This is a genomic window from Robinsoniella sp. (genome assembly GCF_034124845.1).
The window spans coordinates 1-11,165 of record NZ_JAWYAJ010000002.1; the positions used below are offsets into that span (position 1 = coordinate 1).

Genomic DNA, 11,165 nt, shown 5'->3' on the forward strand with positions numbered 1-11,165 from the left:
TCATACCATTAGTTTCAAGCATGTATCAGCAAATATGAATGAAAATGCCTATTTTTTTTAGATATAAGATATTTAATTCTATATACTTTCCATGGCAGCTTCTCTATACTAGAGGATGATTGATCATACATTTCTGTCAACTGCAAACAGAATCAGCTTGCGAAGTTAGAAAATATCAGTTCTGTGTCAAGCTGAATTAAGAAAGGAATATGAGTATGCTTAAAAAAACTTTTTCAAATCCAGTCTTATCCGGATTTTACCCGGATCCGTCTATCTGTCGTGTTGAAGATGATTACTATCTGGTTACCTCGTCCTTTGTATATTTTCCAGGGCTGCCAATTTTTCACAGCCGGGATCTGGTACACTGGGAACAGATCGGACATGGGATACACCGTCCTGATCAACTGAATTATAAGAACTGTGAGACGTCCGAGGGCTTGTGGGCTCCTTCTATCCGCTTCCATAAAGGTATCTTCTATATTATTAATACCTTTGTCTCACGGGGGAGGGAAGCCGACCGTGATAATTTTATTATTACTGCAAGAAATCCTGCCGGCCCCTGGAGTGACCCGGTTTTTGTAAAAGGAGCTGACGGGATTGACTCCAGTCTGTTCTTTGATGATGACGGCTCTGTCTGGTACACAGGTAATTTTATCAGTGATCAGCGCCTCTATGACGGACATCATGGAATATACTTAAACGAACTTGATTCCGGGACTTTACAGTTTAAGGGGCAGCGTACTATTATATGGGACGGAAACAGCTCACATTCAAAATGGATTGAGGCTCCCCATATTTATAAAAAAGATGGATGGTATTATTTAATGACCGCAGAAGGGGGAACTTTTGCCAACCATAGTGTTATGATGGCAAGAAGCCGAAAAATTGATGGGGAATATGAGATCTGTCCCCGGAATCCCATTGTTACCCATAGACATCTGCCCCTGCTAAGTGATATTTCTGTAGTTGGTCATGGAGATCTAGTGGAAACACAGCATGGAGAATGGTGGATGGTTTTACTGGGGGTACGCCCCTATGCAGGATTCCATTACAATCTTGGAAGAGAAACATTTCTTATTCCCATTATCTGGGCTGAAGACGGATGGCCGATGCCTGACACGGAAAACGGATTGATTCATAGAGAAGAACGGCTGCCTGATCTTCCCGTAACTTATTGTCCTTTTACAGATCCTAATGACAATTTTGACACGGACTCTCTTTCCATGGTCTGGAATATGATCCATCCACCTCAGAAGAACATTTATTCTCTGACAAAACGCAGGGGATATCTCCGGCTCTCATTGGAACCGGAAGTGATTCAGGAAATCTGTAATCCTGCGTTTATTGGCAGACGTCAACAGCATAAAGTCTTTATAACTGTTGCTGAAATGGAATTCAGTCCAAAAAATGATATGGAAGAAGCAGGCATCGTATTAATTCAGGATAATCGTTACAATCTTGTCTTTGTTAAAACCCTTCGGAATGACCATGAGGTTCTGCAATTGCATCGTACAGAAAACGGAATCCGTACTTTACTCAAGGAACTGCCCCTTGAACAAACGGAACGCCTATGCCTCAGTGTACAGGGACGCTGTGAAACATATGCTTTCTTCTACGGGCCGAATGAACATAGCCTCAAGCTTTTTGCAGAAGATATTGATGCTTCTCTATTGAGTTCTACGGTAAATGAAGGATTTACAGGCGTTTATATAGGTATGTATGCAAGCAGCAACCAATCCGTTTCTGTAAATTATGCAGATTTTGACTGGTTTCATTACAGTGGAAAAGAGAATTAAACTATAAGTTGCGAAACGAACGTCCACTGGACATTCAGCAACCCTTGATCAGTTTTGATATTCTGCTCCAAGGGCGTGTTTGTAAATTTATTACTGCAATCTGCACGCCCTGGAGACATCTTTCTTATTGATAAAATTATCATTAAGCAACCTATCCTTGCATTTTCTGAAAATATTGTATATAATACGGGACAAGATGGTTAGCCTTTGCTAACATTATTATCCATTTTTGAAAGTGAGGATTTAATTATGTCAAATAAACATCTTCTAAAAAGTCTTGTTGTGCTTTCCTGCACAGCGATGCTGTTCTTATCGGGGTGCCAAAATGCATCGGATACAGAGAAAGCTGCTCATACTTCTGAAAGTACCGGGGACACTATTACGGTTACTGATGCCAGAGGTGAACTAACTATCCCTGCCAACCCACAAAAAATTGTGGATATAAGCGGTAACAGCGATATCTTGTCCGTGCTGGGATATAAGGTTGCGGGAACAGCAAATTCGGATGCTTATGATTATACAAAGTTTCCACCCTACCTGGAAGATGTTCTGGAAGGTGCTTCTATCCTGGGCTATAGTATGCAGGATACCATGGATGTGGAAGGAATTATCGCACTGGAACCGGACCTGATCATTATTTCTACCGTTCAGGAGAAAATGTATCAGCAATTATCCGGTATTGCACCGGTTGTTATGCTGGAGCTTGCCCAGACGGACTGGAAAGAAGATGTCAAAAGTGTTGCCGGCATTATGAATAAAACTGACGAGGCAGAACAATGGCTCACTTCTTATGAAGAAAAAGCAGCGAAAGCCGGTGAAGAAATCCGCGGTTCTTATGGTGAAGACACCTCTTACCTGGCGCTTCTGGCCAGCGGCGGACAGATTTTTATTTTTGATAAAGCAGGAATCGGAAGCATATTATATGAAGATCTAGGATTAAAACGCCCGGAAGGAATGCCTGTGCAGGAAAATATCAGTCTCCCGGTTGTCAGCTACGAAGGACTGGCCCAAATCGATGCCGACCGCATTCTTGCTATAGGTACCGCTGAAGATCTGGCGTCCCTCCGGGAGAATCCCGTTTGGAAAAACATGGATCCAATTAAAAACGGCAATGTTCTGGAGCTTCCATCCAGTCCGTATTTTAACCAGGGCTACAGTTGCATTGGTAGATCATTGTTCTTGGATGAAGCAGCTTCCCTGATGGAGAAATTAAAATGAATCGTAAAATAGCAGGTGCATGGTTTATCAGTTTCCTCTTAGTGGCGGCCGGATTATTGGCCGCCGCTTGTGCCGGTGCCAAAAGTATCCCACCGGAAACCGTACTGCATAGTTTATTTACACTTGGAAAACCGGAAGAACTTTCTCTGGATATGCAGCTTGTGCGGGATATTCGTCTGCCCAGAGCATTGGCAAGTGCGATCATTGGCGGCCTGCTGGCAATGGGCGGTGCCATGATGCAGGGTGTCACACGGAATCCTATCGCAGAACCTTCCATTATGGGAATAACCCAGGGAGCTGCTCTTGCCGTGGCAGCAGTAAGTGTCAATGCTTCTCTCTACGGTGTTCTGGGAAACTTTGCTGCTGCATTGGCTGGTGCATTCATCAGCGGCATCCTGGTTCTGTTATTTAGTATGAAAAGTGCCTCTAGTATGAATATTTCCCGGCTTATACTTGCAGGTACCGCAATTGGAACTTTCTTTCTGTCGCTGGCATCTGTCATTGCTTTGCTGGGAAACCGCTCACAGGAACTGGCTTTCTGGGTATCCGGCGGATTTCGAACGGCATCCTGGAACCAAATGACAATTTTACTCCTGGTAAGTATCCCCTGCATGATTATTGCCCTTATTATGAGCAGTAAAATAAATATCGTAAGTCTGGGTGATGATGTCTGTACAGGACTTGGAGTAAATCCTGTGAAAGTCCGGATTGTCACGATGCTTTTGCTGATTCCCATGTGTGCCGTAAGCGTGGCAATTGCAGGAAATATTGCATTTGTCGGACTGATTGTCCCTCATGTTGTTCGCAAAATGATTGGGAACGATTACCGTAAACTGATACCTCTTTCATTTTTATTTGGAAGCGCACTGCTGGTATGGGCAGATATTGCAGCACGAATGCTTCAACCTCCATATGAAACTCCCATCGGGCTTTTTACTGCCCTCATTGGAGTCCCTGTATTTCTACTGATGATTAGAAGGGAGAGCCGCTGATGAATAGAAGATTTCATGTTGTTTTAATCGTTACTGCTTTTTTTCTGCTTGCAGCAGTACTTATTTCTCTCATATGGGGAACTTATACGATTCCGGTAAGAGATGTACTGCGCACACTTTTGGGACAGGGCAGTAGTTTACAGAATACTGCCATATTGCAACTGCGCCTTCCAAGAATCTGTATCGCACTATTTGTAGGAATCGCTCTTTCTACCGCAGGCTGCATCTTGCAGAGTGTAACCCGTAATCCTCTGGCAGAACCTGGTATGATTGGTATTAATGCAGGTGCTGCCCTTGCAGTTGTACTATTTATTTCTTTGAAAAGTACTTCGTATTATTCCGCTTTATCTGCTTCTACTGTATTTATGATACCCGTTTTTGCTTTGGCAGGCTCCCTGCTTTCTTCTCTGCTGATTTACTTTCTGGCATATAAAAAGGGGATTTCTCCCAACCGGCTGATCTTAACCGGAATTGGGGTAAATGCGGGCATCAATGCTTTTATTACGCTCTACCAGCTAAATATGTCCAAGGGTGACTATAATCAGGCACTTACCTGGATCAGCGGAAGCCTTTGGGGAAGCAGCTGGATATACTTTGTATTTCTGGCTCCGGCCGTTCTGCTTCTGACTATGCTGGTCCTGTACAAAAGCCGCACCCTTGATGTCTATGCTCTGGGAGAGGAAACTGCAAGCGGCCTGGGTGTCTCCGTTCAACGGGAAAGCAGAATTTTATTACTTCTGGCAGTTGCACTTTCCGCATTGGCAACCTCAGTTGCCGGGAATATTGCGTTTCTGGGACTGCTGGGTCCTCATATCGCTAAGAAACTGACTGGCGCATCCCATAAACGGCAAATTATTACAGGGGCAATGATCAGCGCAGTGTTCATTATAGCCGCTGACAGCATTTCCCGGAATCTTTTTTCGCCTTTCGAGATCCCGGTAGGCATTACGCTTTCCATTGTTGGAGTGCCATACTTTATTTACTTAATGTTAAAGGAGAAATAGATGATGAATCAAGAATGTATTCAGACAAAAGATCTGCAGATCGCTTATGAAAATGAAATTATTATTCAAAAATTGAATTTAAAAATACCAAAAGGGAAAATAACGATGGTGATTGGTTCTAACGGATGCGGAAAATCTACTTTGTTAAAGGCCATGTCCCGTATTATTCCCAGCCGCCATGGCGAGATTTTGCTTCATGGAACATCTCTGCGCAGACAGGCTTCCAAAGCCATCGCCCGTAAAATGGCTGTTCTTCCCCAAAGTCCTTCGATCCCCACCGGGCTTATGGTAAAGGAACTTGTGGCATATGGCCGCTTTCCTTACCAGCGTCCTATGAGCGGACTGAATGAGCATGACCTGCAGATGATTGAATGGGCAATGTATTCTACAGGTGTCTATGAATTGCGTGAAAAGATGGTGGAATCCCTGTCCGGAGGCCAGCGTCAAAGGGCATGGATCGCCATGGCACTGGCTCAGGAAACAGAAATATTAGTTCTGGATGAACCTACGACTTATCTGGATATGTCTCACCAAATAGAGATTCTAAAGCTTCTTAAAAAACTGAACCAAGAAAATAACCGAACAATTATTATGGTCATTCATGAACTGAACCATGCCTCTAAGTTTGCAGATCATTTGATCGGAATGAAAAAGGGAAACGTTCTATTTGAAGGAGCCCAGCTGATGTCATTACCAGAGAAAACTTAGTTCAGCTTTACGGAATTGACGCGCGCCTGGAGCAAAGCAGAACAGGGGATTATCCAATCTGTGTAGATTATGATACTTTGGAAAGTGTTTAATTTAAAAGCTGCTTTTGTCTGACTCCAGAAATTCCCTAAAGATCTTGGCATGAAGTATTTCGTCCAGTGCCAGTCTCTTCAATACCGCACTGACACAGGGATCCTGGATCTCTTTTGCAGTCTGCTGGTAGAATGCGGCAGCTCCTTCTTCAGAAACTATATTTGCTGCCAGTATATGATGCACCTCCTGACAATAGTCAATTGCATCTGCATTCCAGCATTCACACGCATTGTTGGCAAGCCTGGGATCACCTCCCAGCATCGTGATCAACTGTCCAATGGTATTGAGATGGAACATTTCCACATTTGATATAGCCATCAATGTTTTCCCCAAATCGGAAAACCGGTCTGTCAGAATCCAGTGCTGATATAAATAAGTGGTAATTGCAGTCATTTCACTTTCCTGGGCCCGTAATGCCGGATAAAGCATATTGGCATAATACGGGTTTTTTCTGCTTACTTTTATGGGCGGATAAGGTTCCGGACTTGCAACGGATTTACTCTCCGAATTATTCTTCATCACGTTATGTACCTCTGTTTTCTTCATTTATTATTTATCATATGCTTTCATGCCTAAAAAATGACATGCATTCCATACAAAAAAAGACTGAGCAGAATACCGCAACAGCCTTTTCATGATTTATAAACGCTAGAGCCTGTTTGAAAATTCATTCCTGCCATCTGCACGCCCCACTTAGCGGCATATTTGCCCCGAATTCAGGTTACGTAGCCCGCTACGCGCCCTTCATCCGGGACAAATCTCCCACAAAGTGTGACGCCCAGCCGACAGAAAGCAATCTTAAAACACGCTCTACAGCATAATCTTTAATTTTTTAATAGCCTTTTGTTCCATCTGATCCACACGCAGAACCACGCCATCCACTTTTAATTCCGGATGGGTTCCATCCTTCGGGATATATCCAAGATGTTCCACCATGTACCCGGACATCGTATCATAATTTTCCGTCTCAAGCTTCAGGTGCAATTTATCATTTAAATCATCTACCAGCATTTGTCCATCCACTACATATGTTTTGTCATCAACCTGAACAAATTCAGGCTCTTCTTCCTCATATCCATTATTGATCTCGCCCATAACTTCTTCTACCAGGTCTTCTACTGTAACGATACCGGAAAATCCGCCGTATTCATCAATTAAGATTGCCATATGGTTTTTCTTCGTCTGCAGGTCACGGAATAATTCATCCGTATTTTTAGACTCCGGTACAAAATATGGCTCCTGCATAATCTCTTCTATCTTTACACCGGTAAAAGTGTTTTCCTTTGCTGCCAATATGAAATCTTTCATATGCAAAACACCGATAATATTGTCAATGTCTTCTTTATATACCGGAATTTTGGAATGTCTGCTGGATAACAGCTCATCCACATATTCTTCCAGCGGTTCTTCAATGTCAATTGCATAAACCGCTTTTCTTGGAACCATAACATCCTTTGCAATTTTGTCATCAAATGAAAAGATGGATGTTATCATTTCCTTTTCAATTTCATTAAACACACCTTGTTCGCTGCCTGATTCTAATAAGGCCTTGATTTCCTCCTCCGACACACGCTCTTCTATATTCTCGGTTTTCATCCCAACTAAACGCAGGATAAAATTTGTTGACAGAGATAAAAGTTTGATAAACGGCGCCATTACCTTTGATATTATATAGATCGGTTTAACGGTCCATAAACTAAAGGCTTCCGCTTTCTGCAATGCTATTCTTTTCGGTACCAGTTCCCCTAATACAAGAGTTACAAAAGAAAGTAAAAGAGTAACAATAACAAGTGCGATGGTTTCACTGAATGGAATATTGAACTTGCTCATCCAACCGCCCAGAATCTTGGAAATACCCGATGCTGCGGATGCACTGGAGAAGAAGTTCGCAAAAGTGATCACGACCTGAATCGTAGATAAGAACTTTGTGGAATCCTCCATCAGTTTTTGTATCAAAACCGCTTTCTTGTTACCGTTTTCTGCAAGTCGCCGGATCTTGTTTTTATTGACAGATACCACTGCCATCTCAGCTCCTGCGAAAAATGCATTTACAAATGTTAAAAATACCAAAAATAATAGTTGCAGTGCAATCTGTGTCGCACCAGGGTCAGGGTCTAAATCCATGATATAATTCCTCCTAAAAATTTTTAGTCCGATTATATCATAGATTATTCATCCCACACAACAATATTTAAGAAAATTTAGAAATTTAATAAAAAGTTTATCTTTCACTAATATACAGATTTACTTTTTGTAAAATGGTATTGACTGCATCTTCCACAGAAACACCATCCTTAACACATCGTTTTACCTGTTCAAATACCGTTTCTTTAATTACATTGTCGGACAGCGGACCTTTATCCAGAGTCTCTACAAAACTTTTAAAGGTATTGATTTCTTCATCAGTTGGCCACTCAATATCCAGAGATACCATTGAACCGGTCTGGTTGTTTCCAACGCTCTCACTTCCAAGCCCCTTGGCGGGTTTGTCATTAATCATCGTATCAAATGCAGCTTTATTGATTGGGAATCCGCTTCCCTGATTTACAACCTGTGCTTCTTTGGACAGCAGGAAGGATGCAAATTTTTCTGCCTGTTCCGGTACGGCACTTTTACTGCTGATTCCAATAATGGATCCCGGCACGTATACATTCTTTGCCTGGCCGTTTAGCAGTCCGTAAGTTTCGCCTTCCGTCTGCTTGATTGCAGAAACCATCCTAGACAAGTCCATCATAGACATAATATTTCCAATAGTCATGCCCATACTGTTATCCATTCTACTCATACTTCCTATGGAGATACTGAAGAGTGTACTGGCGGTTGAATTTTTAATATCCTCTAACACATAGGAATCGTCCTGGTCCTGGCTGTGATCCTCCAGATCATAGAGACGTTTGAATTGGGTTACAAATTCTGTCAGAGAATCCTTATCCAGCGTTCCATCCTCTTTTACCCATGCTGGCGAGCTTACATTATACAAGGGCTCCAATGCCAGATCTACAGTTGACATCTGAGTGAGCACCCTTATATAACTGTTTTCCCCCTTTATTTTTTCAGCCTGATCTACAAGAGATTTCAGATCCTTCGCGGCATCTACCGTCTCTTTACCAGACTGAATCGCCGGTATCTGGAATCTGGTTGGCACCGCATAGATTTTGCCGTCATTTTCATAGGTGTTCTTGATATTTTCGATAAATCCTTCTTCCGCGGACAGGGGATCTAACACATTTCCAAGATCCGCCAGGATTCCTTTTTCGATATAGGACTGGATTGGCATTCCGTCTAAAAGCAGCAGATCCGGTCCGTTACCCGCCAGAATATTTGTATTTAATGTACGGAGGGCATCCGAGGTATTTACCGCATCATTTCCGGTTAATCCCACTTCCAGCGTCACACAGGTATCCGGGTACTTCTTCTGAAAAAGGGCAATTGCCTGGCGGATCTCTGGATTATCCCGGAGTGTATATGCCTTTATCTCGTTACTAGGTACGGCTGGTGTATCCTTGGAATACACATAGCGCAATAATTTGTAATCGCTTCCGTCCATGCAGGCAACCAGGAAAGAATCATCATCCATAGCTGCCATGGATACCAGTCCTGTGCTGGGGCTTCCAAGAGAATTCAGTTCTCCATTTATAATTTGTTCTGCAATGCTTCCTCCGATAGTATGGCTATAAAAACCATTGGAATTACAGTAGTATACCGACTCTCCCTCTTTTCCTTTTTGGAACAGTACCGGCTTTGTACTGGAACTGCCCTCCAGCTGTCCCGGGGAATCTTTTCCCACGATCTGCTCATCCAGCACTTTATCCTTATCCATCAGTTTGCCCGTTGCTATATCATAAAGCTGTACTTCTTCCTGCGTTACCACAAGAAGTACATTACCTGCGGTTCCAATGGTAAGGGGCGAGGAACCCTTGGCGAACTCCTGCGCCACGGTTCCTTTATCCATATCTATTAAAAATACACCACTGCTTCCAAGTGCCAGCAGTTTGCCGTCTTCTGTAAAGCTTACATCTGACAGGTTTGCCTGGGCATTTGCTTCTGCTCCGCCAAATAATTGGTCGAACACTTTTACATTTCCATCTTTATCGGCATATAAGGGCTGGAAACCACCATCTTCCGAATATTTGACGGCTCCAATCGCACCATCCGGTGACAAAGCCATATGATACAAATAAGCTGCATCATCGTTCAGAATATCCGCCGGGAAATCCGACACTTTCTCCCAGGTCTTTCCCACATCTTTGGAATTCCATAGTTCTCTGTTGCCTGCTTCATTGCTAATCGCCAGATTCACACTTCCGTCTGTCTGTTTACATATATCCAGTATGAAAGCGGTACCTTCCGGCAATGCAGCATCTTCTTCCAGATAGCGTCCCATGGCACCTGCTTCCGAATCAGTTGAAGTATTTGCTCCGGATGCTGCCTCACTTCCTCCCTGTGAGTCCACTGTACGATCTGTTCCACTCTGACATCCTGCCAACGGCACAACTGCTATGCCTGCTGCCATTGTAAGACATATTCCCTTCTTTAAAAAACCTCTCATAGTTATTCCTCCTCATAATGATATTAATTTGTTTCGCTGGGAAAATCATAGCATACTTTTCTCTAGCCAATCTCTAAAAATTAAAACTTAATGATTCTTAAGTTATTTTCTGCTTTATTTTAATAAAATACATATTATAATGGATTAAGGAGGTAAAATGTTATGAGAATATTAATAATAGAAGATGATTTGATTTTATGTGATACATTAAAATATCAGTTGGAACACGAAGGCATCTCTGTGGATATCTGTCACGACGGGGATTCCGGCCTTCGATATATCCGTGAAAATATTCATGATTTGATTCTGCTGGACCGGATGCTACCTATCCTGGACGGCACTGCGGTTCTGAAGAAAATGCGTTCTGAACAAATATCCACACCGCTGATTCTGGTGACTGCACTGGGTGATCTGCATGACCGTGTGCAGGGACTGGACCTTGGCGCCGATGATTATATCGTAAAGCCTTTTGCATTTGAAGAATTGATGGCACGCATTCGCTGTATCAGCCGAAGACCTGCCGGCTGGAATGAAAACAAACCCCTTACCTTCGGTGATATCTCTTATGATACGTCACAGAAAAAGCTCTCCCGTGGAGAACTGACCTGTGCCCTGTCACGGCGGGAAGGTGATCTGCTGGAAGCTTTTTTAAATAATTCGGGTAAAATTCTTCCCCGTATGACCCTGTTAACCCGCGTATGGGGACCGGATGCCTCTGTGGAGGAAGGAAATCTGGATAACTATATCCATCTCCTGAGAAGGCGTCTAACCAGTGTGGGCAGCACGCTTACCCTGAAAACAATCC

9 protein-coding genes and 2 pseudogenes are annotated in these 11,165 nt (G+C 43.0%); 7 read left to right on the top strand and 4 right to left on the bottom strand.

Going from position 1 to position 11,165, the window contains the following annotated elements; translation table 11 throughout:
- The first annotated feature begins 215 nt into the window (after positions 1-215).
- The 5 genes from ACH2DQ_RS00110 (at position 216) to ACH2DQ_RS00130 (ending at position 5,718) form a co-directional block, all read left to right on the top strand.
- Positions 216-1,796, top strand: coding sequence for a glycoside hydrolase family 43 protein (locus ACH2DQ_RS00110; RefSeq protein WP_394911153.1), 1,581 nt, complete (start codon positions 216-218; stop codon positions 1,794-1,796).
- A 249-nt stretch (positions 1,797-2,045) separates the two neighbouring features.
- A complete protein-coding gene (locus ACH2DQ_RS00115) occupies positions 2,046-3,014 on the top strand; it encodes an ABC transporter substrate-binding protein (RefSeq protein ID WP_394911152.1) in 969 nt (322 codons plus the stop codon).
- Positions 3,011-4,006 (top strand): FecCD family ABC transporter permease, encoded by a 996-nt coding sequence (locus ACH2DQ_RS00120; RefSeq protein ID WP_394911151.1) that lies wholly within the window; start codon positions 3,011-3,013, stop codon positions 4,004-4,006. Before ACH2DQ_RS00115 ends, ACH2DQ_RS00120 begins: the two co-directional genes overlap by 4 nt.
- A complete protein-coding gene (locus ACH2DQ_RS00125; protein WP_394911150.1) occupies positions 4,006-5,010 on the top strand; it encodes a FecCD family ABC transporter permease in 1,005 nt (334 codons plus the stop codon). The genes ACH2DQ_RS00120 and ACH2DQ_RS00125 overlap by 1 nt, the downstream gene beginning before the upstream one ends.
- Positions 5,011-5,718 carry an ABC transporter ATP-binding protein gene (locus tag ACH2DQ_RS00130; RefSeq protein WP_395024983.1) on the top strand — a complete coding sequence of 236 codons (708 nt, stop codon included), beginning with the start codon at positions 5,011-5,013 and terminating at the stop codon, positions 5,716-5,718. It begins immediately after the preceding gene.
- A 93-nt stretch (positions 5,719-5,811) separates the two neighbouring features.
- Here the strand turns inward: ACH2DQ_RS00130 and ACH2DQ_RS00135 are convergent, their stop codons facing one another.
- Positions 5,812-6,330 carry a manganese catalase family protein gene (locus ACH2DQ_RS00135; RefSeq protein WP_394911162.1) on the bottom strand — a complete coding sequence of 173 codons (519 nt, stop codon included), beginning with the start codon at positions 6,328-6,330 and terminating at the stop codon, positions 5,812-5,814.
- A 113-nt stretch (positions 6,331-6,443) separates the two neighbouring features.
- Positions 6,444-6,554: pseudogene (locus ACH2DQ_RS00140) on the bottom strand (DUF6783 domain-containing protein); the annotation flags it as partial.
- Here ACH2DQ_RS00140 and ACH2DQ_RS00145 point away from each other — a divergent pair.
- Positions 6,531-6,632: pseudogene (locus tag ACH2DQ_RS00145) on the top strand (DUF6783 domain-containing protein); the annotation flags it as partial. The pseudogenes ACH2DQ_RS00140 and ACH2DQ_RS00145 sit on opposite strands and share 24 nt — an antisense overlap.
- Here the strand turns inward: ACH2DQ_RS00145 and ACH2DQ_RS00150 are convergent.
- Both ACH2DQ_RS00150 and ACH2DQ_RS00155 read right to left on the bottom strand, forming a co-directional pair.
- A complete protein-coding gene (locus tag ACH2DQ_RS00150) occupies positions 6,622-7,935 on the bottom strand; it encodes a hemolysin family protein (RefSeq protein ID WP_394911148.1) in 1,314 nt (437 codons plus the stop codon). The pseudogene ACH2DQ_RS00145 and the gene ACH2DQ_RS00150 sit on opposite strands and share 11 nt — an antisense overlap.
- A 97-nt stretch (positions 7,936-8,032) precedes the next feature.
- Complete coding sequence (locus tag ACH2DQ_RS00155; protein ID WP_394911147.1) at positions 8,033-10,360, bottom strand: extracellular solute-binding protein; 2,328 nt, start codon at positions 10,358-10,360, stop codon at positions 8,033-8,035.
- A 162-nt stretch (positions 10,361-10,522) separates the two neighbouring features.
- On the opposite strand from ACH2DQ_RS00155, the gene ACH2DQ_RS00160 reads away from it, so the two are divergent.
- A partial coding sequence (locus ACH2DQ_RS00160; protein ID WP_395024987.1) for a response regulator transcription factor occupies positions 10,523-11,165 on the top strand: 643 nt, incomplete at its 3' end.

Coding starts and splice junctions, on each gene's coding strand:
- ACH2DQ_RS00135 (WP_394911162.1), bottom strand. CDS start 6,330: ATGAAGAATAATTCGGAGAGTAAATCCGTTGCAAGTCCGGAACCTTAT.
- ACH2DQ_RS00125 (WP_394911150.1), top strand. CDS start 4,006: ATGAATAGAAGATTTCATGTTGTTTTAATCGTTACTGCTTTTTTTCTG.
- ACH2DQ_RS00150 (WP_394911148.1), bottom strand. CDS start 7,935: ATGGATTTAGACCCTGACCCTGGTGCGACACAGATTGCACTGCAACTA.
- ACH2DQ_RS00120 (WP_394911151.1), top strand. CDS start 3,011: ATGAATCGTAAAATAGCAGGTGCATGGTTTATCAGTTTCCTCTTAGTG.
- ACH2DQ_RS00110 (WP_394911153.1), top strand. CDS start 216: ATGCTTAAAAAAACTTTTTCAAATCCAGTCTTATCCGGATTTTACCCG.
- ACH2DQ_RS00115 (WP_394911152.1), top strand. CDS start 2,046: ATGTCAAATAAACATCTTCTAAAAAGTCTTGTTGTGCTTTCCTGCACA.
- ACH2DQ_RS00155 (WP_394911147.1), bottom strand. CDS start 10,360: ATGAGAGGTTTTTTAAAGAAGGGAATATGTCTTACAATGGCAGCAGGC.
- ACH2DQ_RS00130 (WP_395024983.1), top strand. CDS start 5,011: ATGATGAATCAAGAATGTATTCAGACAAAAGATCTGCAGATCGCTTAT.